Origin of the sequence: Streptomyces sp. NPDC015127, assembly GCF_043080095.1 — a bacterium.
Classification (GTDB): domain Bacteria; phylum Actinomycetota; class Actinomycetes; order Streptomycetales; family Streptomycetaceae; genus Streptomyces.
This window is the reverse complement of sequence record NZ_JBIBVE010000003.1, coordinates 210909-234998: the sequence shown is the minus strand read 5'-3', so window position 1 is coordinate 234998 and position 24090 is coordinate 210909. Positions and strand designations below refer to the sequence as shown.

Sequence of the window (24090 nt, the reverse complement as noted above, 5' to 3'; positions counted from 1 at the left end):
GGACGCCTCCCATCGCGGACGAAGTCACTTCTCTTACAGCGCCCGATGGCTCGATTGCGTCACTCTGTGGCTGAAGTCCAACACTCAACGAATTCGTCCGCGTGCCGGTGGGAGCTCCCGGAACTCACCCCAGTCTCTGCGCCAGCGCCGTGAAGGACTGCCAGTCCCGCGCCGGTTTCCGCGGGTCCCACAGCTTCTGGGCCGTCGCCTGGAGCGGGCGCCGGATGCCCGCCGCGACCTGGTCCTGCGTCTGGGAGTTCGCGAGGTCGCACCAGACGGCGAAGCGGCCGCCGAGGATCTGGGACGAGTACTTCTGCGGTACCGGCTCATTGCCGCGCAGCACCAGCGGGGTCCACTCCTCGTAGATGCGGCGGCCGGTGGGGTACGTGAACTGGTTCGGCTCGCCGAGCACGTAGTAGAGGTACTCGTCGTTGAGGTTCACCAGCTTGCGGCCCTCGGCCAGGTACGAGACCGGCGGACGGGCCCCGATCTCCCTGCCCGTCCAGTACTCGACCTCGATGTTCTTGTCGGGGGTGACCACTCCCCCGGTGAAGAACCCGTCGTTCCACGCCTTGGGCCGCTTCTTCTGGTCGCGCACCACGGCCGCGCGGTCGTTCAGCCAGCCCTCGGCCAGGTCCTGGACGCCGGCTCCGGGGCCGTACCGCTGCCGGGCGGCCGTCGCCAGCTGCGGGTAGGAGGCGGCCGGGTCGCTGACGGTCAGCGCCTGGTACTCGTCGGCGCCGACGTGGAACCACGCGCCCCCGAAAAGGGCCGTGTACTCGCGCAGCAGATCGTCGACGATCTTCGCCGACTCGGGCTTCGAGATGTCGATCGCCCCCTGCCGGGGCACGCCCTGCACGTTGCGCAGCTGCAGTTGCGGATGGGCGCGCAGCACTGCGCCCAGGTGTCCGGGCGAGTCGATCTCGCCGAAGACGGTGATGTGCAGCCGGGCGGCCAGCGCCAGGATGCGGCGGACCTCGGCCTTGGTCAGGTGCGGATCGGAGACGATCTCCGGGTGCGAGTCGGACTGGATGCGGAAGGCCTGGTCGTCGGAGAAGTGCAGGCCGAGCTGGTTCAGCTTGAGGTCGGCCATCTCGCGCAGCCGGTTCTCGATCCATCCGGCGGTGAAGTGCTTGCGGGCGATGTCGAGGTTCAGTCCGCGCTGGGGGCGGTCGGGCCGGTCCCGTACGACGCCTTCGGGCATCGCGCCGCCGGAGCGCACGGCCTGCTTCAGCGTGCGGGTCCCGTAGAAGACGCCGGCCTCGTCGGGGCCGGTGATGCGGACCCGTCCGTCGCGCGTGGTCAGGCTGTACGACTCGGCGGGGCCGCCGCCGTCCGCGAGGGACAGCTCGACGTCGCCGGAGCGGGCCGCGTTCGTGCCCCGGAAGCCCAGCTTCAGCTCCTGTGCGATCAGGCGGCCCTCGTCGGCCAGCTCCTCGCTGCCCTTGGTCACGACCACGGCGCTCTGTGCGGTGCGGCTCCAGCCGGGGCCGCGGGCGGCCTGGTGGTCGCGTATGGAGGGGATCGTGGCGGGCGGCTTCGACAGGGCGTAGCTGCGGGTGGGGCTCGGGGTGGTGTACGGGGACGTGGGTCCGGCCCGGTCGGGGGCGGCGTCCGGTGCCGCCGGTCCGTTGTCGGAGCAGCCGGTCGCCGTGGCCGAGAGGACGGCGACGGCGACGGCGATCACGCCGGTGGCCTGCTTCTTTCGCGAACGCCTCATCATGCGCAAACCTCCTGGAAACCAAACAAACCCGTTCGAAGTACCCGTCTGCCTCTTTCAGCCTCCACCCCAGGCGTCCATCGCATGCGTCCAAACTCTCCCGTCCGGGTGAAATTCGCGCATCCGTCGGACAGCTCTCGACGCACATCGATAGCTTTGCGGCTCATCCTTCCCTCCCTTTCCAGCCGTCCCGCTGGCCTTTCGAGGAGTCCCCGCTGTCCAGCGATTCCCCCGCCGGCACCCCTGAGCGACCGCCGACACTCCACCGCCCCCGGAGCCACACCCGGAGCGCTCTCGCCTCCTCGCCCATACCGCCGCGGCGCGGTACGCCGACGGGCCTCGCGCACTTCAACGGCGCACCGGCCGAGGCCGCCGAAGCCCTCCTGCTGACCTGCTGCGGAAGCCACCGCTGGGCCCGCCGGGTCGCGGCCCACCGCCCGTACCCCGACCTCGACGCACTCCTGGCCGCCTGCGACGAGGCCGGATACGACCTCACCGCCGCCGACGTGCACGAGGCGCTGGCCCGCGAGTCCTCCCCGGGCCTGCACCCCGACGCACACCAGGCGGCGCACACCGCGCTCGCGGCCGCGCACGCCGCCTACGAGAGCCGATTCGGACACGCGTTCGTCATCTGCCTCGACAGGTACGGCCCGGACGAGCACCTCGACGAGCTACTCGCCGGTATCCGCAGCCGGCTCTCCCACGAACCTGACGAAGAACGGTCCGTTTCGGCGGACGAACTGCGCGCCCTCGCGCGCTCCCGCGTGGCCCGCGCCGTGGCCGGCCGTCCGTAGCCCGCCGTCGGAGGCCGACGTCAGAGCGATGCCCGAAAGGCGCCGGCCCCAGGGCCAGCCCTAGCCCGTCCGGGCATTTTGGCTGCCTGTTTGATCACACCTGTGGACCCCGCGCGAACGAACCGACAACACGTCGCTACGATGGCCGGGGCCGGTGGACCGTACCCGGCCGGGCCAGACCGACAATCCCAAGCCGGCAGGCCCCAATCCCCGCTCCCGGAGGGTTCTTCCGTGCCGGCTGGAACGCTGTACCGCGGCCGGGAAGGAATGTGGTCCTGGGTGGCTCATCGAGTCACCGGCGTCCTCATCTTCTTCTTCCTGTTCGTACACGTGCTGGACACCGCGCTCGTCCGCGTCTCCCCCGAGGCGTACGACGAGGTCGTCGCCACCTACAAGACGCCGATCGTCGCGCTGCTCGAATACGGCCTCGTCGCCGCGATTCTCTTTCACGCGCTCAACGGCCTGCGTGTGATCGCCGTGGACTTCTGGTCCAAGGGCCCGCGCTACCAGAAGCAGATGTTCTGGACCGTCATGGCCATCTGGATTGTGCTGATGGCAGGAGCGCTGTACCCGGTGCTCGGCCACGCCGCTCGTGAACTGTTCGGGAGCTGAGGCGAGACATGTCCACTGAGGTTTCCTCCTCGATCGGCGACGTCGAGGGCGCACGCGTGTACGACGTCGACAACCCGGCCCCCTACATCGAGGCGCCCCGCAAGCGCACCACGAAGACGCCGAAGGCGACCCGCGGCAACTTCGAGATGGCCGCATGGCTCTTCATGCGCCTCTCGGGCATCGTGCTGGTCGTCCTGGTCATCGGCCACCTGCTGATCCAGCTGGTGCTCGACGGCGGCGTCTCCAAGATCGGCTTCGCCTTCGTGGCCGGCCGCTGGGCGTCCCCGTTCTGGCAGACCTGGGACCTGCTGATGCTCTGGCTTGCCATGCTGCACGGCGCCAACGGCCTCCGTACCGTCATCAACGACTACGCGGAGCGCCCGAACACGCGTCTGTGGCTCAAGGGCCTGCTGTACACCGCCACGGTGTTCACCATCCTTCTGGGCACGCTGGTGATCTTCACCTTCGACCCGAACATCCGCTAGGCACGGGGCTGAGGTAATCCACTCATGAAGATCCACAAGTACGACACCGTCATCGTCGGCGCCGGTGGCGCCGGCATGCGCGCCGCCATCGAGGCGACGAAGCGCAGCCGCACCGCCGTGCTGACGAAGCTCTACCCGACCCGCTCCCACACGGGCGCCGCGCAGGGCGGCATGGCCGCCGCGCTGGCGAACGTGGAGGAGGACAACTGGGAGTGGCACACCTTCGACACGGTCAAGGGCGGTGACTACCTGGTCGACCAGGACGCCGCCGAGATCCTGGCGAAGGAGGCCATCGACGCGGTCCTCGACCTGGAGAAGATGGGTCTGCCGTTCAACCGGACCCCGAACGGGACGATCGACCAGCGCCGCTTCGGCGGGCACTCCCGCAACCACGGCGAGGCGCCGGTCCGCCGGTCCTGCTACGCCGCGGACCGCACCGGCCACATGATCCTCCAGACGCTGTACCAGAACTGCGTCAAGGAGGGCGTGGAGTTCTTCAACGAGTTCTACGTCCTGGACCAGCTGATCACCGAGGTCGACGGCGTCAAGCAGTCCGCCGGTGTGGTCGCCTACGAGCTGGCCACCGGCGAGATCCACGTCTTCCAGGCGAAGGCCGTGATCTACGCGTCCGGCGGCACCGGCAAGTTCTTCAAGGTGACCTCCAACGCGCACACCCTGACCGGTGACGGCCAGGCCGCCTGCTACCGGCGCGGTCTGCCGCTGGAGGACATGGAGTTCTTCCAGTTCCACCCGACGGGCATCTGGCGCATGGGCATCCTGCTGACGGAGGGCGCCCGTGGTGAGGGCGGCATCCTCCGCAACAAGGACGGCGAGCGCTTCATGGAGAAGTACGCGCCCGTCATGAAGGACCTCGCCTCGCGTGACGTCGTCTCCCGCTCCATCTACACGGAGATCCGCGAGGGCCGCGGCTGCGGCCCCGAGGGCGACCACGTATACCTGGACCTGACCCACCTGCCGCCGGAGCAGCTGGACGCCAAGCTCCCGGACATCACCGAGTTCGCCCGGACGTACCTCGGCATCGAGCCCTACACGGACCCGATCCCGATCCAGCCGACCGCGCACTACGCGATGGGCGGCATCCCGACGAACGTCGCGGGTGAGGTCCTCAGCGACAACACCACCGTCGTCCCCGGCCTGTACGCCGCCGGTGAGGTCGCCTGCGTCTCGGTGCACGGCGCCAACCGCCTGGGCACCAACTCGCTGCTGGACATCAACGTCTTCGGCAAGCGCGCCGGCATCGCCGCCGCCGAGTACTCCGCGAAGGCCGACTTCGTCGACCTGCCCGAGAACCCGGCGTCGTTCGTCCAGGAGCAGGTCGAGCGTCTGCGCAACTCCACGGGCTCGGAGCGGGTCTCGGTGCTGCGCCGCGAGCTCCAGGAGACGATGGACGCCAACGTGATGGTGTTCCGCACCGAGCAGACGATCAAGACGGCGGTCGAGAAGATCGCCGAGCTGCGCGAGCGGTACCTGAACGTGTCCATCCAGGACAAGGGCAAGCGGTTCAACACGGACCTGCTGGAGGCCATCGAGCTGGGCAACCTGCTCGACCTGGCCGAGGTCATGGCCGTCTCGGCCCTGGCGCGCAAGGAGTCCCGCGGCGGTCACTACCGCGAGGACTTCCCGAACCGCGACGACGTCAACTTCATGCGCCACACCATGGCGTACCGCGAGGTGGGCGACGACGGCTCCGAGACCGTCCGTCTCGACTACAAGCCGGTCGTCCAGACCCGCTACCAGCCGATGGAGCGTAAGTACTGATGGCTACCCCCGTAATGGACAAGGTGGAGAAGGACTCCGCGGCCTCTCCGTACATCACGGTCACCTTCCGGATCCGCCGCTTCAACCCCGAGATCTCGGACGCGGCGGTCTGGGAGGACTTCGCGATCGAGATCGATCCGAAGGAGCGCGTGCTCGACGGTCTCCACAAGATCAAGTGGGAACTGGACGGCTCGCTGACCTTCCGCCGCTCCTGCGCGCACGGCATCTGCGGCTCCGACGCGATGCGGATCAACGGCAAGAACAGGCTCGCCTGCAAGACGCTGATCAAGGACATCAACCCGGAGAAGCCCATCACGATCGAGGCCATAAAGGGCCTGACGGTCCTCAAGGACCTGGTCGTGGACATGGATCCGTTCTTCCAGGCGTACCGCGACGTGATGCCGTTCCTCGTCACCAAGGGGAACGAGCCGACGCGTGAGCGTCTGCAGTCCGCCGAGGACCGCGAGCGCTTCGACGACACCACCAAGTGCATCCTGTGCGCCGCGTGCACGTCCTCGTGCCCGGTGTTCTGGAACGACGGCCAGTACTTCGGCCCGGCGGCGATCGTCAACGCGCACCGCTTCATCTTCGACTCGCGTGACGAGGCGGGCGAGCAGCGCCTGGAGATCCTCAACGACAAGGACGGCGTGTGGCGTTGCCGCACCACGTTCAACTGCACGGACGCCTGCCCTCGCGGTATCGAGGTCACCAAGGCGATCCAGGAAGTGAAGCGCGCGCTGATCACGCGCCGCTTCTGACGCCACCGATCTTCATGTGACGTGGTGTCAAGGGCCTCGACTCCCGGAAGCGGAGTCGAGGCCCTTGCCCGTATCGCCGTACGGGCTTCACCGACCGGGGCGGACCTGGCAGGATCGGGGGACGTCTGACGTGACGCAGCAGGAAAGCGGGGACGAGATGACCGAGCCCAATCCGTACAAGGACGGGGAGCCCGAGTACCAGTGGGGGCCGACGCAGCCGCCGGGGACATCGGGGACGCCGGCGTACGGCTACCCGAACGCGGCGCCGGGCTACGGCTATCCCCAGGATCCGACTCCTGCCTACGCCCAGACGCAGCCCGCCGGTGTGCCGGTGCCGGTCGCGGGCGGCGTGCCCGCCGCGACGGGCGGCCAGCCGCTGGTGTCGATCGGTGACATCACCGTGATGGGCGACTCGATCGTGACCCCCGCCGGGTCGATGCCGCTGCGCGGCGCGGTGTGGAACGCGACGGACATGTCCCGCACGGAGGAGAAGATCCCGACGCACGCGATCGTGCTCGCCATCGTCTTCTTCATCTTCTGCCTGCTGGGCCTGCTCTTCCTGCTGATGAAGGAGAAGCAGACGACCGGCTTCATCCAGGTCACGGTCACCAGCGGCGGCAAGCACCACTCGACGATGATTCCGGCGCGGGGCCCGGAGACGTTCCAGCAGGTGATGGGGCAGATCAACTACGCGCGCTCGCTGAGCAGCATGTAACACCCCGGTGGCGCGGGGGCGCGGGGGTCGTCACAGCTGACTCAGGATCGTCGGGTCGGTGATCTCCGTGTCCCGCGCCAGCAGCATCGCCTTGCTGAGGACGACGCCGAGCATCCGGTCTCCCTCGAAGGGGAGGCAGCCGGTGTCGACGGCGGTGCCGCCCCGCTCGGGGACGATGCACAGATACCGCTCGTGCGGGTCGATGAGGACGTTGCCCGAGCCGAGATGGACGCGGTAGGTGTGGCGGTCGCCGCGGACCCGGAGGAACCGGCCGTCGACCGTGCACCGGTCGGCTATCGCGAGTCGCGGCACCAGACGGGTCAGCAGGTCCCTGCGCGTGGCCGCGGTCTCGGACAGCTCGCCGAAGCCGTACGACGTCCAGTAGGCGCGGTGGCGGCCGCGGGGTCCGCCGTCCTGCCAGGTGGGGTCGTTGCCGATGGAGGACACGCCGACGAACAGGTCGACGTCGCGCAGGACTTCGGACAGCACGAGCTCCGGCACCTCGGTGAGCGGCACGGGGCCGGCCGGGGCGCCGCCGCCGAACCGGTCGCGGCCCTGGTGGTACTCGCCGCCGCCTGCGTGCGCCCAGTTGGGCGGGGCGTCGATCGCATGGAACCGGACCTGGTCGGTCGAGACCCTCGTGTACGCGCCCGAGCCGGTGAGGTCGCCGTCCTCCGCGCCGCCGATGCCCTCGATCCAGTACTCCGCGCGCAGGCCCCACGCGGGCAGTTCGCGGACGGCGGGCGGGTAGGAGTCGTCGACGCTCAGGCGCAGCTTCGCCGTCCAGCCGCGCACCGCCGCCAGCGCGTTGAACTGGTGCTGGTTCAGCACATGGCCGGCGAAGCGGTTGGAGTACGTCCCGGTGGTGCGCTCGGCGTCCGTGAGCGGATACACCTCGCGGTGCGCCTGCTTGAACGGCTGTGTGATCTGCCGTGCCTCCAGCCAGTCGCGCCAGGCCACGATCTCGGCCGCGGGCCGGCCGGCCGGGTGCCACAGCTCGACGCGCGCCGTCTTCGAGGCGCACACCGGATCCCCTTCCAGGGTGCGGACATCGGTGCCGTCGAAGGCGATCGGCACGGTGCCGCCGACCAGCCAGATGAGCCGGCGGGCGAGCGTGCCGACGAGCGGATGGTCGACGTAGCGCTCGCGCCAGGTCCGGAAGTCCCAGTCGCGGCGGGCCAGGAAGAGGCGGTCGAGCCGCTCCGAGCAGGCCGTGAGCGTCTTGTCGATGTCCTTGGCCTCGGCGCGCAGCTCCTTCACCTCGTCGGGGAAGTCGCGCCGGACGGCGGCGGGGACGGACGTGACCGTCCGGCCGGCGGCCGTACGCCAGGACAGCACCGCCTTCGTGCCGCGGACCTCCAGCACGGCCGTGCAGTCGCCCAGCAGCCGCTCGCCGCGGCCGGGCTCGGTGAGTCCGTACGAGGGCACGGCCAGCTCCTCGACGTCCTCACGGCTCAGGCCCAGCGCCACGGCGCGCGCGTCGAGCGCGGCGCCCAACTGCTTGAGGGTGCCCTTGTAGGTGACGCGGGCGGACAGCCGGGCGAGCACGGCGAGCGCCGCTTCGCCGCCGGTACGGGACAGGGCGGTGACGCCCGCGCCCGCGATCTTGGGGGCGCGGGGGCCGATGCCGCGGACCTTGCGCAGGGCGGTCTCGACGAGGGCGCCGAGCGCGCGGGCGACGTCCGCGGAGGGCGGCAGCAGGGCGGCGAGCCAGGCGGCTCCGCGCAGCGCGTCGGCGTTGTACGGGTCGATCAGGCCGTTGTGGTCGGGCCATCCCTGGGGCACGTGCAGGGGGTGGGTGCGCGGCTGTCCGGCCAGGCGGAGCCAGTCGAGCACCGCGCGACGGGTCTCTTCGCCGCCGATCTCGTCGATCAGGGCCGCGGCGGTCCTGTCCCATGCCGCGGTCGGCTTGGCGGAGGTGGCCTTCTTCAGGTGCAGCAGGAGCCGGCGACCCGGCTCACCGAACCGCGCGGCATCGGCGAGCGCCTGGTCCGCCCACGCCTCCCCGGGGCTCAGCACGGGGTCGGTGATCCGGTCGGTCAGCGCGGCCAGCTCGGGTGAGTACGCATACGTCTCCAGCATCGTGCGCCGCAGGAGAGCCACGAACGGGCCCGGCAACGACCGCCCGGCCGCCTGCTCCTCGCGCACGAGGGTGATCAACTCGTGGTACGTGTGCTGGGAGTAGGCGCTGCCCAGCTCCTCCATGCGGCGCAGGCGCGCCTGCTGTCCCTGGCCCATCGTCAGCCACCCACCAGCGGCACGAGCCTGAGGAAGGTGACCTCGGTGGCGGCGGAGAGGTCCACGTGCTCGTCCAGCTCGGTGATCTGGCGGTCTCCGGCCAGGACCAGGAAGCCGCCCCTCCCGAAGGACTCGACGGCCCGCTCGTACGCCTCCTGCGGGTCCCGGCCCGCCGCGGTCGCCTCCTCGGCCACCCTGCGGCGGATCAACTCGCGCAGCTCCAGGCGCTCTTCCGCGATCCCCAGCCCGAGGGCGGCGCGGCGCGTCCCCGATGTCGTCTCGTCGACGAAGGTCACCTCTGCCATGCCCGAACAGTAGGCGTCCCCACTGACAGTCAGCCGACGCGGGGTGGTTCCAGCGGCGACGGCGGCCGTTCGAAGAACGTCTCCAGCGCGACGGTCGCCTGCGTGCCGCTGACGCCCTCGATCGCGTACAGCCGCCGCAGCACGTCCTGGAGTTGCTCGGTGGTGGCCGTGCGGACCTTCACGAGGACGGCGGCGCTGCCGGCGATGACGTGCGCCTCCTGGAGTTCGGGTATGGCGGCGAAGTCTGCCGCCGAGTCCCCCATCCACGCCGACGAGTCGACCATCACGAACGCCAGGACGTCCCGTCCGAGGGCGGCGGGGTCGACGTCCACGGTGGTGCGCCTGATGACGCCGCGCTCGCGCAGCTTGCGCACCCGCTCGTGCGCCGCGCCCGCCGAGAGGCCGACGGCCCTGCCTATCGCGGCGTACGCCTGCGTCGCGTCCTCCTGGAGCAGCGCGACGATCTTCCGGTCCATGTCGTCCATGCTTGCGACCGTACCGCATTCTGCTGTAGTCATGTCAGGCCGAATATGGTTCAGCGTTCTGCCGGAAAGGTTTGACGATGCCCCGCTCCGACCGCCCGTCGATATACGAGATCCTGGACGACCGCTTCACCACCGGACGCTGCGCCAACGGCGACGAGCGGCTGGAGCAGCTGTACGGGGACTGCCGCTGGGCGGAGGGTCCGGTCTACCTCCCGGCCTGGAAGCAGCTGATCTGGAGCGACATCCCGAACGACCGCATGCTGCGCTGGGACGAACAGACCGGCGCGGTCGGCCTCTTCCGCTCCCCCGCCGGCCACAGCAACGGCAACACGCTCGACCGCGAGGGCCGCCTGGTCTCCTGCGAGCAGGGCAATCGCAGGGTCACCCGCACCGAGCCCGACGGGACGCTCACCGTGCTCGCCGACCGCTTCGAGGGCAAGCGGCTCAACAGCCCGAACGACGCGGTCGTCCGCTCCGACGGCTCCATCTGGTTCTCCGACCCGACCTTCGGCATCACGAGCGACTACGAGGGACACCGGGCCGACCCCGAGATCGACGGGTGCAACGTCTACCGCATCGACCCGGCGAGCGGCGAGGTGCGCAAGGTCGCCGACGGCTTCGGCGGCCCCAACGGGCTCGTGTTCTCCCTCGACGAGCGGCAGCTGTACGTCTCCGACACCGTGGCGGGCCACATCCGCGTCTTCGGCGTGCGCGAGGACGGCACCCTCGACGAGGGCCGGGTGTTCGCGGAGGCCCCGGGCCGCGACGCCCGCTTCGACAACATCCGCTTCGACGACGGCGGCCGGCTGTGGGTGGCCGCCATGTACGGCGGGGTGCACTGCTACGACCCCGACGGCACGCTCATCGGCCGCCTGCTCGTCCCCGAGGCCGTCTCCAACATCGCCTTCGGCGGCCCGAAGAACAACCGCCTGTTCATCACGGCGACGACGTCGCTGTACTCGCTGATCATGTCGGTGACGGGGGCTCCGCGCATCCGCCGCGCCTAGGAGCGCCGGGCGGCCCAGGGCCGCCCGGGCCTGACCCGTAGCCGTCCGGGGCGGCCGCGTCGGCGCTCTCGCCCGCCAGGAAGGTCAGCAGGGCGGCGACCTCGGCGGGTCGCTCCAGGCCGGGCAGACGGCCGGCCCAGGGCAGTTCGATGTGGCGGGCGTTCGGCATCAGCGTCGGCATCAGGGCCGCCATCCGCCGGAAGTCGGGCAGGTCGTGGGCACCGGAGACGGCCGGCACGGGAGCCTCGATCCGCGACAGGTCCGGCGGCTCGGCCGCGGTCGTGCCCGAGAGGACGTACCCCGCACCCTCCTCTCGATGCCCAGCGCGTCCATGAGGCCGAGCACGTCCCCGGCGTCCGTGTAGGGGTGTTCGGCGACGGGGGTGTCGCCGTAGCCCCGGAAGTCGCAGCGCACGACCCGGTGGCCGGCCGCCACGAGGACGCCGAACCGGGCGTCCCACATCCGCCGGTCGCAGACGCCGGAGTGCAGCAGGACGACCGGGGGTCCCTCGCCGGCCACGTCGTGAGGGAGAGTCATCCACCGAGGTCAGGCCCCGCCGCCCTCGTCACGCCCCTCCATTTCCCCGTCCGCGGACCGGCCGACGACAGCACGCTTGAACATGTTCAAAAGTAGGTCTACAGTCAGGCGCACCAGCTTTTGAACATGTTCAAGGGAGGGTGGGGCATGGACCTCACTGTTGTCGCGTACGTCGCCTACCTGTTGATCAGCGTGGCGCTCACCGTCTGGGTGGCCCGCACCCTCAGCCGGAACGGCAGGGTCTTCCTCGCCGACGTCCTCAAGGGGAACGAGAAGCTCGCCGACGCCGTCAACCACCTGCTGGTGGTCGGCTTCTACCTGGTCAACCTGGGCTTCGTCGCCCTCTACCTGAGGTCCTCCGAGAAGGTCGCCGACGCCCGCGGCCTCCTCGAAGCACTGTCGGTGAAGATCGGCGTCGTCCTGCTCGTCCTCGGCGTCATGCACCTCGGCAACGTCTACGTGCTCAACAAGATCCGCCGGCGCGGTGTGATGGAGCGCGAGCAGACCCCGCCGGTCGGGCCGCAGGGCTGGACGCGGCAGTCCTCCGCCGACCCGTGGCGCGGACCGGCCGCCGGTCCCGCCGGGGCGTGACCGCGATGGGCACCGCGGTCCGGGCACTGACCGTCCTGTACGACGCCGACTGCCCCCTCTGCGTCCACCTGCGCAACTGGCTGCTGCGGCAGCGGCCGCTCGTCCCCCTGCGGACCGTGCCCGCCGGATCGGCCGAGGCACGGCGCAGGTATCCGGAGCTCGATCACGCCCGGACCCTGCGGGAGATCACCGTGATCGGCGACAAGGGCCAGGTCTACACGGGCCAGGCCGCCTGGGTGGTCTGCCTGTGGGCCCTCGCCGACCACCGGTCCAAGGCGCACTGGCTGGCCACCCCCGCGGGGGCGCCGTTCGTCCGCGTCACCATGCTCGCCGCGGCCAAGTACCGCGAGGCCGTGAACCGTCCGGGCACCCCGCCCTGCGCCGAGCAGTGCGCCGTCCCCCATTAGGCTCGGACACCGTGACGGAACCGAAGGCCCCCACCGAGACCAAGGCCCCCAAAAGCGAGCAGACCCGCACGCTGATCCTCGAAACCGCGCTCCGCCTCTTCCAGGAACGCGGCTACGACAAGACCACGATGCGGGCCATCGCCAAGGAGGCCGGCGTCTCGGTGGGGAACGCGTACTACTACTTCGGCTCGAAGGAACACCTCGTCCAGGGCTTCTACGACCGGATCGCCGCCGAGCACAGGGCGGCGGTCCGGCCCGTGCTGGACAAGGAGACCGACCTCGAGGCACGGATGGCCGGGGTGCTGACCGCCTGGCTGGACATCGCCGAGCCGTACCACGAGTTCGCGGCCCAGTTCTTCAAGAACGCCGCCGACCCGGAGAGCCCGCTCAGCCCCTTCTCCCCCGAGTCCGAGCACGCCCGCGAGGAGGCGATCGCGGTCCACCGCGAGGTGCTGGCCGGGTCCAAGTCGAAGGTGGCGGAGGAACTGCGGGACATCCTCCCGGAGTTGATGTGGCTCTCCCAGATGGGGCTCGTCCTGTACTGGGTGTTCGACCGCTCCGAGAACAGCGAGCGCAGCCGGCGGCTGGCCGTCCGCGGCGCCCGGCTGACCAGCCGGGGCGTGGCGCTCGCCCGGTTCCGGGTGCTGCGGCCCCTGGTCCGCGAGGTGCACGAGCTGTTCACGGACTTCCTGCCCGGGATGGCGCAGAGCGTCGCCGCCCGCAAGGCGAACGGCACCGGCACCGGCACCGCCATGGGCGACGCTGACTGAGCCGGCGCCCGCCGGGGGGTCACAGCCGGCCGAGCTCCCACAGCCGCCACATGCCCGTGCCGTCCGACAGGTACTGCGCGCCGGTCACGTCCGCGCGGCTGATCACGTAGTCCTTCTTCTGCCACAGCGGCACCAGCGGCACGTCCTCGGCGATCCTGCGCTGGAGCGTCCTGAAGTCCTCGGTGGCGCGGGCGCGGTCGCTGTACTGCTGCGTGGAGGCGATGAGCCGGTCGACGGCCTTGCTCGCGTAGCCGTTGCGCAGGGTCGTGTTCCTGCCGACGAGCGGCTGGCTGAAGCTGTCCGGGTCGGGGAAGTCGGGCAGCCAGCCGACCGTGTACGCGTCGTACTCGCCTCTGGCGTACTTCTTCTGGAAGACCGTCCAGTCGTCGGGCAGGACCTCCACCTCGAAGAGCTTGGTGGCCTCCAGCTGACGGCGCAGTTCCGCGGCCTCGGCCGCCGGGCCGGTGTCCGCCTTGTGGGCGAGCGTGAACCTGACCGGGGTGTCGATCCCGGCCGCGTCGAGCAGCTTGCGCGCTCCCTCGGTGTCCGGCTCCGGATAGCGGTCGAAGAACGGGTTGCTGTGGGCGAGCGTGCCCTGCGGGATCAGCGAGTACAGCGGCTGCACGGTCGCGTGGTAGACGGACGTGACGATCTGCGAGCGGTCGACGACCTTCGCGATCGCCTGCCGCACGGGCTTCTTCGCCATCGGGGAGCCCGGCCGCACGTTGAGGACGAGGTTGCGGGTCTCCGCGCTGTCGGCCTCGTTGACGCGGATGTCGTCGTCGGCGCCGTCGAGGCCGGCGACCAGGTCCGGCGGCATCTGGCGGTGCGTGAGGTCGAGCCGCCCGGCCTCCCAGGCGACGGCCAGCTCCTCGGACGTCTTGTAGTAGCGGACCGTGACCGGCCCGCCCTTCTTCTTGAGCGCGCCCTTGTAGGCCGGGTTGGGCACGAGGCGGGCGCGGACGCCGGGCTCGTACTCCTTGAGCACGTACGGCCCGGAGCCGTCCGCCTTCCCGCCCTCGCGCAGCGCGTCGCGCGGGTACTGGGTGCGGTCGACGATGGAGCCGGCGCCGGTGGCGAGCTTCTGCGGGAACGTCGCGTCCCGGGCGCCGAGATGGAACGTGACGGTCTGCCCCTCGGCGACGACGCTCCTCAGCGTGGCGAACAGCGGCTGCGGGCCGACGTCCGCCTTGATGCCGAGCATGCGCTCGAAGGAGTGCCGGACGTCCTCGCCGGTGACCTTGCGGCCGTTCGTGAACGTGAGGTCGTCGCGCAGCTCGCACTGGTAGGTCTGGAGCTGCATCCCGATGAACCGGCAGCTGCGGGCCGCGTCGGGCACCGGGGTGACACCGCCGGGCTCGAACGTCAGCAGCGACTGATAGATGTTGCTGTACAGCGCCCAGGAGCCGGCGTCGTAGGCGCCGGCCGGGTCGAGGGACGTGACGACGTCACTGGTCCCGACGACGACCGGGGTCCTGCCCTCGGTTCCCGACGGCAACAGCTGCCAGGCCCCCGCCCCCACCGCCAGCAGCACCACGCACATGACAAGAATCCGCAGACGGACCGACCGCACCACCGACGCTCCCCTTCACGCCCACCCCTGATCGTGATGTCCGCCAGCCAATCACAGGACCTTCACATGCGGAAGAGACAGGACACGGCTCAGGCGCGGCGTGCGGCGAGCTCCACGACGGTGATGTCGGACTCGGCCCCGACGCGCACCGGCGGGCCCCACGCACCGGCGCCCCGGGAGACGTACAACTGGGTGTCGCCGTACCGCTCCAGGCCCGCGACGGTCGGGTTGGCCAGGCCCGCGAGGAGGTTTCCCGGCCAGAGCTGGCCGCCGTGGGTGTGCCCGGACAGCTGGAGGTCCACGCCCTGCCCGACGGCGTCGTGGATGACGACGGGCTGATGCGCGAGGAGCACCGCGGCGCGGGAGCGGTCGCGGTCACCGAGCGCCTTCACGAAGTCGGGGCCCTGGCCCTCGCTCTCGCCCGCGACGTCGTCGACGCCCGCGAGGTCGAAACCGCCCGCGATCTCGACGCGTTCGTTGCGCAGCGGGCGCAGGCCCAGCTCGCGTACGTGGTCGACCCACGCGTCCGCGCCCGAGAAGTACTCGTGGTTGCCGGTCACGAAGAACGCGCCGTCGCGCGAACGGAGCCCGGCGAGCGGCTCGGCGGCGGGCCCGAGGTCGGCGACGCTGCCGTCGACGAGGTCGCCCACGACGGCGACGAGGTCGGGCTGGGTGGCGTTGATCGAGTCGACGATGCGCTGGGTGTGGGCGCGGCCGAGGACGGGCCCGAGGTGGATGTCGCTGACGACGGCGATGCGGTAGCCGTGGGCGGCGCGGGGGAGCTTGGCGAGCGGAACGGTGACGCGCTTGACTCGGGGCCCGCGCAGGACGCCGTACGCGCCGTACCCGACGGTCCCGAGCGCGGCGGTGGCGGCTGCGCCGCCGACGATCCGCGCGACGAACAGCCGCCGCGAGAGCGCCCCGCGGGGCGCGTCACCGGGTGGGGGCGCGGCGTCCCCTGTGTCCGGCGAGACGACGGCCTTCGTCGCGACGGCCCCGTCGCCGGAGGCGACCGCCTCCTCGGCAGGAGAGGCGCCCGCGGCTGCCGGGGCACCTCCGGCCCGCGCGTCACCCGGAGCCGACGAGACGACGGCCTCGGTCGCGACCGACACGTCGCCGGAGCCGCGTACGTCCGTACGGGTGCCCGCGGACGCGGCGTCGCCGGTGTCCGGCGAGACGAGAGCCTTCGTCGCCACGCCCCCGTCGCCGGGGCCGGCCGTGACCGCGGGAGCCGCAGCGCGGGACGCGGGCGCGACGACGGCCTCGTCGCCGAAGGCGAGCACGTCCGTACGGGCGCCCGCGGACGCGGCGTCGCCCGGCGCCGGCGAGACGGCGGTCCCGGTCGCTGTCGGCCCCTCGCCGGAGGCCGAGGCGGACACGTCGCCGGGCCCCGGCGCGGCAGCCCGCCCGGAGTAGGCCAGCGCGCGGCGCAGCACAGGGCGCACGGCCTCGCCGACCACCAGCGCCAGCACCAGGTACAGCAGGACCGCGAGCCACAGGAAGCCGGGCCAGGCCAGCACCTGCTGCACCTCGAACGGCGCTCCCGCGCGTCCCGACATCAGCGCGCCGAGCGACAGCAGCGGCAGCACCCACAGCACCACTGTGCCGACCCTGCGGGCGGTCCCGCCCGGCGCGGTCGTGTCGCGCACCATGCGACGCCACACGTACCAATGCACGCCCGCGAGCAGGGCGACCACCACAATGATCACTAGCACCACGACAGCCACCATGAACGCGTTCCCCTACCCCTTATCTGCGCTCACGGCGCAATGCACGCAGACCGCGCAACCCGATGATGCCGATGACCGTCCCCAGGACAAAGGACGTGATGGCGAGCAGCAGATGGACCCAGAAGTACCCGGTCGGGTCGCCCGCGTCGTCGAACGCGAGCCCGCTGGCGTCCTGCCACAGGTTCTTGACGAAAGTGATCCAGATGAACCAGCTCCATACCCCGAACGCGAGCAGGAACCAGGACACGGGGCGGCTGAGCTTCATGAGTCAAGTATCGCGGGCATCCGCCGACCGGGGCGCGCGGGGTGCTCTGTCCCGGCGTCACTCCCGGCGGGTCACCGGTCCGATCTCCATATTTTCGGCAAGGCCCTGTACGTTCTCGTCCGTGTCTGCTCTGTCTGCTGCCTTCAAACCGTTCGCGCGAAGGGCCGCGCTCGCGGCTGTCGCCTCCGCGATGCTGCCCGCCCTGACCGCCGCGCCCGCGTCCGCGGCGACGCTCGACGGCACGCCGGGCAGGAAACAGCCCAAGCCGCCGGCCAGCATGTCGACCGTCGGAGGCGCCCAACTGGGCAAGCCGGGCACTCAGGTCAGGCTCGGCGCGGGCGCGCCGGTCCTGCCGAAGGACGTCAGCGGGCGTTCGTGGATCGTCGCGGACGCCGAGAGCGGTGACGTGCTCGCCGCCCACAACGCGCACTGGCGGCTGCCCCCCGCCTCGACGATGAAGATGCTCTTCGCGGACACGCTGCTGCCCAAGCTCGCCAAGGACACCGTCCACACGGTGACCGCCGAGGACCTCGCGGGCGTCGGAGCGGGCAGCAGTCTCGTCGGGGTCAAGGAGGACCACACGTACACGGTCCACGACCTGTGGCTCGGTGTGTTCCTGCGCTCCGGCAACGACGCCGTGCATGTGCTGACCGAGATGAACGGCGGCATGGCCAAGACGGTCCAGGACATGCAGGAGCACGCCGACGAGCTGCAGGCACTCGACACGCGCGTCGTCTCCCCCGACGGCTACGACGCACCCGGCCAGGTCTCCTCCGCGTACGACCTCACGCTCATCGCCCGCAGCGGCATGCAGAAGAAGGACTTCCGCGAGTACTGCTCCACGGTCAGCGCCACCTTCCCCGGCGAGCACAAGGAGGGCAAGGAGCGCGCGTCGTTCGAGATCCAGAACACCAACCGCCTGCTCACCGGGGCGGCCGGGATCGAGCCGTACCAGGGCATCGCGGGCGTCAAGAACGGCAACACCACGCACGCCGGGGCGACGTTCACCGGTGTCGCCGAACGGAACGGCCGGGTCCTGCTGGTGACGGTCATGAACCCGGAGTCCGAGGAGAGCCAGGCCGTCTACAAGGAGACCGCCCGGCTGTTCGACTGGGGCTTCGCGGCGGCCGGGAAGGTGACGCCGGTCGGTGAACTGGTGCCGCCGAAGTCCGCCGACACGGCGACGGGCGGCGCCGAGCCGGTCGAGGACGGCAAGGGCGCACCGGCGAAGCCCGTGGCCGCCGCCCAGCACGGCTCGGGCGGCATGGGCATCGCGCTCGCCGTCGCGGGCGGTGTGCTGGTGCTGCTGGCCGCCGGGGCGTTCCTGGTCAAGCGCCGCTGGCCGCTTCCCGAGCGGATCCGCCGCCTTCCGCGTTCCTGACCTCTTCCCCGTCTTCTCCGTCGCCGTTCCGCGTCGCCGTCCAGGCGGCGCAGAACAGCAGCAGTTTGGCGGTGAAGTTGATCCAGAGCAGGAGCGCGATCGGCACGCCGAAAGCGCCGTACATGCTGCGGGTCGCGACACCCTGCATGTAGCCGCCGAGCAGCAGCTTGAGCAGCTCGAAGCCGACCGCGCCGATCAGACCGGCCACGACCAGCCGGTGGCGCGGCGGCTGCACGCCGGGCAGCAGCGTCAGGACGTAGAGCAGGATCAGGAAGTCGGCGAGCACGGCGACCGCGAGGGCCGCGATGCGCAGCACCACGCCGCCGATCCCGCCCTTCTCCAGGCCGAGCAGGTCCGCGGTCCAGCCGACCGCGGTGGAGCCGAGCGCGGAGGCGGCGAGCGAGGCGAGTCCGATGCCGCCGAGGCCGGCCAGCACGCCCGCGTCCTTGAGCTTGCGGACGAGCGGATTGCCCTCGTCCCGGTCGTCGAGCTCCCACACGGCCCGCAGGCAGTCCCTCATCGAGCCGACCCAGCCGATGCCCGTGAACAGCAGGAGGGCGCCGGCGACGGCTCCGACGGTGGCCGCGTTGGCGACGAGGCCGTTGATGTCGATCTGGTCGGAGATGCCGGGCACCTGGTCGGAGATCCTGCTCTCCAGCGTGTCCAGTGCCTCCTGGTCGAGGAGCGCGGCACCGATCGCGGCGGCGACCGTGATCAGCGGGAAGAGGGCGAGGAAGCTGAGGAACGTGACGGCAGCGGCCAGCCGCGTCCAGTGCACCCGCTCCAGCGTCTCGTAGCTGCGCCAGGCGTGCGTGCGCATCAGCCGGGCGGCGAGCGGGCCGACGACGGGGAGCTTGATCAGCCAGTCCATGCCGTACGCCTACCCGGTGATCGTCCGGCCAGTGCCCCGACCCGCCGCACGGCGGCGAACCGGTGACCCGAGGGTGGGACGGTCAGGCGGTGGTGGCGCGCTCGTCGACCGGTGTGCCCTGGGCGGGAACGCCGGTGACGCCGCCGCCGAAGGCGTAGGTGCGCAGTTTGCGCCACACGCCGTCCGCGCCCTGCTCGTACAGCGCGAAGGAGGGGCAGGTCCACTCGGCGGCGAACTCCGACAGCTCCTCGTACGCCCGGTCCATCGCCTCCTCGGAGATGCCGTGGGCGACGGTGACATGCGGGTGGTACGGGAACTGCAGGTCGCGCACCAGCGGGCCGGATACGTCCCGCACCCGCTGCTGGAGCCAGGAGCAGGCCGAGCCGCCCTCGACGACCTGGACGAAGACGACCGGCGACAGGGGGCGGAACGTGCCGGTGCCGGACAGGCGCATGCGGAACGGGCGCCCGGCCGCCGCGACGGCCGCGAGGTGCGCCTCCACCGCGGGCAGCACGGCCGAGTCGACCTCGGTCGGGGGCAGGAGGGTGACGTGGGTCGGAATGCCGTGCGCGGCGGGATCCCCGAAGCCCGCACGCCGCTCCTGGAGCAGGCTGCCGTACGGCTCCGGGACCGCGATCGAAACGCCGAGCGTTACGGTCCCCACGTCGTTCTCCTCAGTCTCGGTGCGCGGCTGCGGTCCACAGCTCGCGCGGGTGTGCAGCCGCCAGTGTGGCGGCTTTACCGCCGGTTCGGCCAGAGTCCTTGGACACAGGCCCTTGGACTCCTTCCGCCCCGGCCGGGGCGCCCGGTATGCGCTCGGTGTGCGTCCGGGCGCGCTCGGTGTGCGCCAGGTGCTCGCTCAGTGCTTGGCGGGGAGGAAGCCCACCCTCTCGTAAGTGGTGGCCAGCGTCTCCGCCGCGACCGCACGGGCCTTCTCCGCGCCCTTGGCCAGGATGGAGTCCAGCGTCTCCGTGTCGTCCAGGTATTCCTGCGTCCGGGTGCGGAACGGTGTGACGAATTCGACCATCACCTCGGCGAGGTCGGTCTTGAGCGCACCGTAGCCCTTGCCCTCGTACTTCCGCTCCAGATCGGCCACAGCCGTACCCGTGAGGGTGGAGTAGATGGAGAGCAGGTTGCTGACGCCCGGCTTCTCGACCGCGTCGAAACGGATCACGGTGTCCGTGTCGGTGACCGCGCTCTTGACCTTCTTCGCGGTCACCTTCGGCTCGTCGAGCAGGTTGATGAGGCCCTTCGGCGTGGAGGCCGACTTGCTCATCTTGATCGACGGGTCCTGGAGGTCGTAGATCTTCGCCGTCTCCTTGAGGATGTGCGGCGCGGGGACGGTGAACGTGTCGCCGAAGCGGCCGTTGAAACGCTCGGCCAGGTCGCGGGTCAGCTCGATGTGCTGGCGCTGGTCCTCACCGACCGGGACCTCGTTCGCCTGGTACAGCAGGATGTCCGCGACCTGCAGGACCGGGTACGTGAACAGGCCGACGGAGGCACGCTCGGCGCCCTGCTTGGCCGACTTGTCCTTGAACTGCGTCATCCGGGACGCCTCGCCGAAGCCCGTCAGGCAGTTCATGACCCACGCCAGCTGGGCGTGCTCGGGCACATGGCTCTGCACGAACAGGGTGCAGCGCTCGGGGTCGAGACCGGCGGCGAGCAGCTGGGCCGCGGCGAGCCGGGTGTTGGCACGCAGCTCGGCGGGGTCCTGCGGAACGGTGATCGCGTGCAGGTCCACGACCATGTAGAACGCGTCGTGCGTCTCCTGGAGCGCCACCCACTGGCGGACGGCGCCGAGGTAGTTGCCGAGGTGGAACGAGCCGGCGGTGGGCTGGATTCCGGAGAGCACACGAGGTCGACGCTGCATGGCGGTGCCATTCCCCTGCGGGTGGTGGTGGGCGACGGGCGGGCGAACTGAGGCCATGCCCCACATTCTCTCAGGTGCGGACCGATGTCCGGCCGCCGGTGCATCCGCTGCGGACCGTAGCCGCCGCGGGTCGTGGCCGATGAGACGAGGAACACAGGGCGCACCGCCGTGCGGGCCCGGGCGCTCGCCGGATGGGCGGCGCCCGGGCGGTGCGGGCCGGCCGGGCAAGCCGGGCAGCCCCTAGGGGGTGAGGCCCGGGGCCGGGTGGGCCGACATCAGGTCGGACACCTCGGCGCGGACCGCGGCCAGCGCATCCTCGTCGCCCTTGGCCGCCGCCGAGACACCCCGGTCGATCCACTCGGCGACCGCGGCCATGTGCTCCGTGCCGAGGCCGCGGGAGGTCAGCGACGGCGTGCCGATGCGGATGCCGGAGGGGTCGAAGGGCTTGCGGGGATCGAACGGCACGGTGTTGTAGTTGACGACGATCCCGGCCCGGTCGAGCGCCTTGGCCGCCACCTTGCCCGGAACGTCCTTGGAGGTGAGGTCGATCAGGATCAGGTGGTTGTCGGTGCCGCCGGAGACCAGGTCGAAGCCGCGCGCGAGCAGCTCGGCGGCGAGTGCCTTGGCGTTGGCCACGACGGAGCGGGCGTAGTCGCGGAAGGAGGGCTGGGCCGCCTCGTGGAGGGCGACGGCGATCGCCGCGGTGGTCTGGTTGTGCGGACCGCCCTGGAGGCCCGGGAAGACCGCCTTGTCGATGGCCTTGGCGTGCTCCTCACGGGACATCAGCATGGCGCCGCGCGGACCGCGCAGGGTCTTGTGGGTGGTGGTGGACACGACGTCGACGTGCGGGACGGGCGAGGGGTGGGCGCCGCCCGCGATGAGGCCGGCGATGTGGGCGACGTCGGCGACCAGCACAGCGCCGACCTCGCGCGCGATCTCGGCGAAGGCGGCGAAGTCGATGGTGCGGGGCAGCGCGGTGCCGCCGCAGAAGATGACCCTGGGCCGCTCCTTGAAGGCGAGGTCGCGCACCTGGTCGAAGTCGATCAGCCCGTTGTCGTGGCGTACGCCGTACTGCACGCCGCGGAACCAGGTGCCGGTGGCCGAGACGCCCCAGCCGTGCGTGAGGTGGCCGCCCATCGGCAGGGCCATGCCCATCACGGTGTCGCCGGGCTCGGCGAAGGCGAGGTAGACGGCGAGGTTGGCCGGAGAGCCGGAGTAGGGCTGGACATTGGCGTGGTCGACGCCGAAGAGGGACTTGGCGCGTGCGACGGCGAGCAGCTCGACCTGGTCGATGTTCTGCTGGCCCTCGTAGTAGCGGCGGCCGGCGTAGCCCTCGCTGTACTTGTTCTGCAGCACCGTGCCGGACGCCTCCAGCACGGCGGCCGAGACGTAGTTCTCGCTGGGGATCAGTCGCAGGGTGTCGGCCTGGAGCCGTTCCTCGGCGCCGACGAGGGCGGCGAGTTCGGGGTCGGCGGCGGCGAGCGCGGGGTGCGGCAGGGGAAGGGGCATGGTGTCCTCCGGGACGGTCCGTGGCATCGGTCGTGGTCCCGGGGTGCCCAGGCGATCGACACCACGTGTTACTGCCCCGTGCGGCTCCCTCGGGGTCACTTCCCCGTACGCCAGTCGCCGCACGTACCGCCCACCCTAGCGGGCACGCCGGGCGCCCGGTTTCCCGGTCGGCATGGCGAGCGACGATAGAAACAGGGGCAACACCGGATCCGGGCACCCGTCCCAGGGACGGGGCACCGCCCCCCTCGCCGGCTGGTTCGTCCTGACGATCGGAGCACCCGTGTCGACCACGACTTCCGCGATCGCCTCCGCGGAGGCGCACAGCGCGCACACCTACCACCCTCTTCCGGTCGTCGTCGCCTCGGCCGACGGCGCCTGGATGACCGATGTCGAGGGGCGCCGGTTCCTCGACATGCTCGCCGGCTATTCGGCCCTCAACTTCGGCCACCGCAACCGCCGGCTGATCGACGCGGCGAAGGCCCAGCTGGACCGGGTCACCCTCACCTCCCGCGCCTTCCACCACGACCGGTTCGGGGACTTCTGCGCCCAGCTGGCCGAGCTGTGCGGCATGGAGACGGTGCTGCCGATGAACACCGGCGCGGAGGCGGTGGAGACCGCGGTGAAGACCGCCCGGAAGTGGGGCTACCGGGTCAAGGGCGTCCCCCAGGGCCAGGCGAAGATCATCGTCGCGGCGAACAACTTCCACGGCCGGACGACGACGCTGATCAGTTTCTCGACCGACCACGAGGCGCGGGCGGACTACGGCCCGTACACGCCGGGCTTCGAGATCGTGCCGTACGGCGACCTGACCGCGTTGGATGCGGCCATGTCCGCGAACACGGTGGCCGTGCTGCTGGAGCCCGTCCAGGGCGAGGCCGGGGTGCTGGTCCCGCCGCACGGCTATCTCCCGGGCGTGCGCAGGCTCACCCGGGAGCGGGGTGTGCTGTTCGTGGCGGACGAGATCCAGTCGGGTCTGGGCCGGACGGGAAAGACGTTCGCGTGCGAGCACGAGGGAGTCGTGCCGGACATGTACGTGCTGGGCAAGGCGCTCGGCGGCGGTGTGGTGCCGGTGTCGGCGGTCGTGTCGTCCGCCGAGGTCCTCGGGGTGTTCCGGCCGGGCGAGCACGGGTCGACGTTCGGCGGCAATCCGCTGGCCTGCGCGGTGGCGCTGGAGGTCGTCGCGATGCTGCGCACCGGCGAGTTCCAGGCGCGGGCGGCCGAGCTGGGCGAGCACCTGCACCACCAACTCGGCCTGCTTATGGGCAGCGGCGTCGTGACGGAGGTGCGCGGGCGCGGCCTGTGGGCGGGTGTGGACATCGCGCCGGGCCTGGGCACGGGCCGGGAGATCTCGGAGAAGCTGATGGACCGGGGTGTCCTGGTCAAGGACACCCGCGGTGCGACGATCCGGATCGCGCCGCCGCTGGTGATCAGCAAGGAGGACCTGGACTGGGGGCTCGACCAGCTCCGGGCGGTCCTCACGTCGTAGGCCGGGACCGGACAGGCGCCGCATTTTCAGCCTCGCTGGGGACACCACCCACGGCCTCCAGGCCGTAGGGGGAGTTTGAGGCGCGGGGTCCGGGGCAGCGCCCCGGCCGGGTGGGTGACGCTCGCGGGGGCAGTCACCCCGCGGGCCGCGGCCGCCAGGCTGTAGGGGTGCGGCGGCCCGGCGGGGGCTTTCAGCCTCGCTG

25 protein-coding genes and 1 riboswitch are annotated in these 24090 nt (G+C 71.1%); of the genes, 12 read left to right on the top strand and 13 right to left on the bottom strand.

Translation table 11 applies throughout. The annotated features are described in order from the left end of the window. Nucleotides 1–124: 124 nt before the first annotated feature. Complete coding sequence (locus ACF08N_RS07350; protein WP_392323604.1) at nucleotides 125–1720, bottom strand: glycoside hydrolase family 20 protein; 1596 nt, start codon at nucleotides 1718–1720, stop codon at nucleotides 125–127. A 215-nt stretch (nucleotides 1721–1935) separates the two neighbouring features. Here ACF08N_RS07350 and ACF08N_RS07345 point away from each other — a divergent pair, with 215 nt between their 5' ends. The 6 genes from ACF08N_RS07345 to ACF08N_RS07320 all read left to right on the top strand — a co-directional run bounded on the left by ACF08N_RS07345 (nucleotide 1936) and on the right by ACF08N_RS07320 (nucleotide 6863). Beyond that, nucleotides 1936–2514 carry a 2-oxo-4-hydroxy-4-carboxy-5-ureidoimidazoline decarboxylase gene (locus tag ACF08N_RS07345; protein ID WP_392323909.1) on the top strand — a complete coding sequence of 193 codons (579 nt, stop codon included), beginning with the start codon at nucleotides 1936–1938 and terminating at the stop codon, nucleotides 2512–2514. Between the two features lie 231 nt (nucleotides 2515–2745). Next, on the top strand, nucleotides 2746–3126 hold the full coding sequence (gene sdhC, locus ACF08N_RS07340; RefSeq protein WP_392323603.1) for a succinate dehydrogenase, cytochrome b556 subunit: 381 nt from the start codon (nucleotides 2746–2748) through the stop codon (nucleotides 3124–3126). 8 nt (nucleotides 3127–3134) lie between these two features. After that, nucleotides 3135–3611, top strand: coding sequence for a succinate dehydrogenase hydrophobic membrane anchor subunit (locus tag ACF08N_RS07335; RefSeq protein ID WP_392323602.1), 477 nt, complete (start codon nucleotides 3135–3137; stop codon nucleotides 3609–3611). A 24-nt stretch (nucleotides 3612–3635) separates the two neighbouring features. Further along, entirely contained in the window at nucleotides 3636–5390 is a 1755-nt protein-coding gene (sdhA, locus tag ACF08N_RS07330; RefSeq protein WP_392323601.1) for a succinate dehydrogenase flavoprotein subunit, read from the top strand. After that, nucleotides 5390–6148 carry a succinate dehydrogenase iron-sulfur subunit gene (locus ACF08N_RS07325; RefSeq protein WP_392323600.1) on the top strand — a complete coding sequence of 253 codons (759 nt, stop codon included), beginning with the start codon at nucleotides 5390–5392 and terminating at the stop codon, nucleotides 6146–6148. Before sdhA ends, ACF08N_RS07325 begins: the two co-directional genes overlap by 1 nt. Before the next feature lie 157 nt (nucleotides 6149–6305). Continuing rightward, nucleotides 6306–6863 (top strand): hypothetical protein, encoded by a 558-nt coding sequence (locus ACF08N_RS07320; RefSeq protein ID WP_392323908.1) that lies wholly within the window; start codon nucleotides 6306–6308, stop codon nucleotides 6861–6863. 30 nt (nucleotides 6864–6893) lie between these two features. On the opposite strand, the gene ACF08N_RS07315 is transcribed toward ACF08N_RS07320, so the two are convergent. From ACF08N_RS07315 to ACF08N_RS07305, 3 genes are read right to left on the bottom strand one after another with little or no spacing between them, the layout of a single operon-like run. After that, on the bottom strand, nucleotides 6894–9101 hold the full coding sequence (locus ACF08N_RS07315; RefSeq protein WP_392323599.1) for a DUF4132 domain-containing protein: 2208 nt from the start codon (nucleotides 9099–9101) through the stop codon (nucleotides 6894–6896). Between the two features lie 2 nt (nucleotides 9102–9103). Further along, on the bottom strand, nucleotides 9104–9406 hold the full coding sequence (locus ACF08N_RS07310; protein ID WP_392323598.1) for a hypothetical protein: 303 nt from the start codon (nucleotides 9404–9406) through the stop codon (nucleotides 9104–9106). Between the two features lie 29 nt (nucleotides 9407–9435). Next, the gene (locus ACF08N_RS07305) at nucleotides 9436–9891 is read right to left on the bottom strand and encodes an Lrp/AsnC family transcriptional regulator (RefSeq protein WP_392323597.1); all 456 of its coding nucleotides are present in this window, start codon (nucleotides 9889–9891) and stop codon (nucleotides 9436–9438) included. 77 nt (nucleotides 9892–9968) lie between these two features. Between ACF08N_RS07305 and ACF08N_RS07300 the strand changes: the two genes are divergently transcribed. Then, nucleotides 9969–10898, top strand: coding sequence for an SMP-30/gluconolactonase/LRE family protein (locus tag ACF08N_RS07300; RefSeq protein ID WP_392323596.1), 930 nt, complete (start codon nucleotides 9969–9971; stop codon nucleotides 10896–10898). Here ACF08N_RS07300 and ACF08N_RS07295 read toward each other — a convergent pair. Then, the gene (locus tag ACF08N_RS07295; protein ID WP_392323927.1) at nucleotides 10858–11136 is read right to left on the bottom strand and encodes an alpha/beta fold hydrolase; all 279 of its coding nucleotides are present in this window, start codon (nucleotides 11134–11136) and stop codon (nucleotides 10858–10860) included. The genes ACF08N_RS07300 and ACF08N_RS07295 overlap by 41 nt on opposite strands. Then, on the bottom strand, nucleotides 11079–11360 hold the full coding sequence (locus tag ACF08N_RS07290) for an alpha/beta fold hydrolase (protein ID WP_392323907.1): 282 nt from the start codon (nucleotides 11358–11360) through the stop codon (nucleotides 11079–11081). Before ACF08N_RS07290 ends, ACF08N_RS07295 begins: the two co-directional genes overlap by 58 nt. Nucleotides 11361–11582: 222 nt before the next feature. Between ACF08N_RS07290 and ACF08N_RS07285 the strand changes: the two genes are divergently transcribed. From ACF08N_RS07285 to ACF08N_RS07275, 3 genes are read left to right on the top strand one after another with little or no spacing between them, the layout of a single operon-like run. After that, nucleotides 11583–12026, top strand: a complete 444-nt coding sequence (locus tag ACF08N_RS07285) for a hypothetical protein (protein ID WP_392323595.1) — start codon at nucleotides 11583–11585, stop codon at nucleotides 12024–12026. A gap of 5 nt (nucleotides 12027–12031) precedes the next feature. After that, on the top strand, nucleotides 12032–12433 hold the full coding sequence (locus tag ACF08N_RS07280) for a thiol-disulfide oxidoreductase DCC family protein (protein WP_392323594.1): 402 nt from the start codon (nucleotides 12032–12034) through the stop codon (nucleotides 12431–12433). Between the two features lie 11 nt (nucleotides 12434–12444). Continuing rightward, nucleotides 12445–13203, top strand: a complete 759-nt coding sequence (locus tag ACF08N_RS07275; RefSeq protein WP_392323593.1) for a TetR/AcrR family transcriptional regulator — start codon at nucleotides 12445–12447, stop codon at nucleotides 13201–13203. A 19-nt stretch (nucleotides 13204–13222) separates the two neighbouring features. On the opposite strand, the gene ACF08N_RS07270 is transcribed toward ACF08N_RS07275, so the two are convergent. The 3 genes from ACF08N_RS07270 to ACF08N_RS07260 form a co-directional block, all read right to left on the bottom strand. Next, nucleotides 13223–14776 (bottom strand): ABC transporter substrate-binding protein, encoded by a 1554-nt coding sequence (locus ACF08N_RS07270; protein ID WP_392323592.1) that lies wholly within the window; start codon nucleotides 14774–14776, stop codon nucleotides 13223–13225. A gap of 89 nt (nucleotides 14777–14865) precedes the next feature. Continuing rightward, the gene (locus ACF08N_RS07265; RefSeq protein ID WP_392323591.1) at nucleotides 14866–16506 is read right to left on the bottom strand and encodes a metallophosphoesterase; all 1641 of its coding nucleotides are present in this window, start codon (nucleotides 16504–16506) and stop codon (nucleotides 14866–14868) included. A gap of 19 nt (nucleotides 16507–16525) precedes the next feature. Continuing rightward, nucleotides 16526–16771, bottom strand: a complete 246-nt coding sequence (locus ACF08N_RS07260; RefSeq protein ID WP_392323590.1) for an SCO4848 family membrane protein — start codon at nucleotides 16769–16771, stop codon at nucleotides 16526–16528. A gap of 190 nt (nucleotides 16772–16961) precedes the next feature. Between ACF08N_RS07260 and ACF08N_RS07255 the strand changes: the two genes are divergently transcribed. Next, complete coding sequence (locus ACF08N_RS07255) at nucleotides 16962–18152, top strand: D-alanyl-D-alanine carboxypeptidase family protein (protein WP_392323906.1); 1191 nt, start codon at nucleotides 16962–16964, stop codon at nucleotides 18150–18152. Here ACF08N_RS07255 and ACF08N_RS07250 read toward each other — a convergent pair. The 4 genes from ACF08N_RS07250 to glyA form a co-directional block, all read right to left on the bottom strand. After that, a complete protein-coding gene (locus tag ACF08N_RS07250) occupies nucleotides 18100–19023 on the bottom strand; it encodes a YihY/virulence factor BrkB family protein (RefSeq protein ID WP_392323589.1) in 924 nt (307 codons plus the stop codon). The two genes, ACF08N_RS07255 and ACF08N_RS07250, sit on opposite strands and share 53 nt — an antisense overlap. Before the next feature lie 82 nt (nucleotides 19024–19105). After that, nucleotides 19106–19687: a 2'-5' RNA ligase family protein gene (locus tag ACF08N_RS07245; RefSeq protein ID WP_392323588.1), complete on the bottom strand. Its 582-nt coding sequence runs from the start codon at nucleotides 19685–19687 to the stop codon at nucleotides 19106–19108. 195 nt (nucleotides 19688–19882) lie between these two features. After that, nucleotides 19883–20893 carry a tryptophan--tRNA ligase gene (gene trpS / locus ACF08N_RS07240; RefSeq protein WP_392323905.1) on the bottom strand — a complete coding sequence of 337 codons (1011 nt, stop codon included), beginning with the start codon at nucleotides 20891–20893 and terminating at the stop codon, nucleotides 19883–19885. A gap of 240 nt (nucleotides 20894–21133) precedes the next feature. Continuing rightward, nucleotides 21134–22402: a serine hydroxymethyltransferase gene (gene glyA, locus ACF08N_RS07235; RefSeq protein WP_392323587.1), complete on the bottom strand. Its 1269-nt coding sequence runs from the start codon at nucleotides 22400–22402 to the stop codon at nucleotides 21134–21136. A gap of 38 nt (nucleotides 22403–22440) precedes the next feature. After that, nucleotides 22441–22530: riboswitch (ZMP/ZTP riboswitch) on the bottom strand. Nucleotides 22531–22682: 152 nt separating this feature from the next. Between glyA and rocD the strand changes: the two genes are divergently transcribed. Then, nucleotides 22683–23888, top strand: coding sequence for an ornithine--oxo-acid transaminase (rocD, locus tag ACF08N_RS07230; RefSeq protein ID WP_392323586.1), 1206 nt, complete (start codon nucleotides 22683–22685; stop codon nucleotides 23886–23888). Nucleotides 23889–24090: the final 202 nt, after the last annotated feature.

Bases quoted from the DNA above. Each gene is read 5' to 3' on its own strand.
- ACF08N_RS07350 (WP_392323604.1), bottom strand. From the start codon at position 1,720: ATGAGGCGTTCGCGAAAGAAGCAGGCCACCGGCGTGATCGCCGTCGCC.
- ACF08N_RS07335 (WP_392323602.1), top strand. From the start codon at position 3,135: ATGTCCACTGAGGTTTCCTCCTCGATCGGCGACGTCGAGGGCGCACGC.
- sdhA (WP_392323601.1), top strand. From the start codon at position 3,636: ATGAAGATCCACAAGTACGACACCGTCATCGTCGGCGCCGGTGGCGCC.
- ACF08N_RS07325 (WP_392323600.1), top strand. From the start codon at position 5,390: ATGGCTACCCCCGTAATGGACAAGGTGGAGAAGGACTCCGCGGCCTCT.
- ACF08N_RS07320 (WP_392323908.1), top strand. From the start codon at position 6,306: ATGACCGAGCCCAATCCGTACAAGGACGGGGAGCCCGAGTACCAGTGG.
- ACF08N_RS07315 (WP_392323599.1), bottom strand. From the start codon at position 9,101: ATGGGCCAGGGACAGCAGGCGCGCCTGCGCCGCATGGAGGAGCTGGGC.
- ACF08N_RS07310 (WP_392323598.1), bottom strand. From the start codon at position 9,406: ATGGCAGAGGTGACCTTCGTCGACGAGACGACATCGGGGACGCGCCGC.
- ACF08N_RS07305 (WP_392323597.1), bottom strand. From the start codon at position 9,891: ATGGACGACATGGACCGGAAGATCGTCGCGCTGCTCCAGGAGGACGCG.
- ACF08N_RS07300 (WP_392323596.1), top strand. From the start codon at position 9,969: ATGCCCCGCTCCGACCGCCCGTCGATATACGAGATCCTGGACGACCGC.
- ACF08N_RS07290 (WP_392323907.1), bottom strand. From the start codon at position 11,360: ATGTGGGACGCCCGGTTCGGCGTCCTCGTGGCGGCCGGCCACCGGGTC.
- ACF08N_RS07285 (WP_392323595.1), top strand. From the start codon at position 11,583: ATGGACCTCACTGTTGTCGCGTACGTCGCCTACCTGTTGATCAGCGTG.
- ACF08N_RS07280 (WP_392323594.1), top strand. From the start codon at position 12,032: ATGGGCACCGCGGTCCGGGCACTGACCGTCCTGTACGACGCCGACTGC.
- ACF08N_RS07265 (WP_392323591.1), bottom strand. From the start codon at position 16,506: ATGGTGGCTGTCGTGGTGCTAGTGATCATTGTGGTGGTCGCCCTGCTC.
- ACF08N_RS07260 (WP_392323590.1), bottom strand. From the start codon at position 16,771: ATGAAGCTCAGCCGCCCCGTGTCCTGGTTCCTGCTCGCGTTCGGGGTA.
- ACF08N_RS07255 (WP_392323906.1), top strand. From the start codon at position 16,962: ATGCTGCCCGCCCTGACCGCCGCGCCCGCGTCCGCGGCGACGCTCGAC.
- ACF08N_RS07250 (WP_392323589.1), bottom strand. From the start codon at position 19,023: ATGGACTGGCTGATCAAGCTCCCCGTCGTCGGCCCGCTCGCCGCCCGG.
- trpS (WP_392323905.1), bottom strand. From the start codon at position 20,893: ATGCAGCGTCGACCTCGTGTGCTCTCCGGAATCCAGCCCACCGCCGGC.
- glyA (WP_392323587.1), bottom strand. From the start codon at position 22,402: ATGCCCCTTCCCCTGCCGCACCCCGCGCTCGCCGCCGCCGACCCCGAA.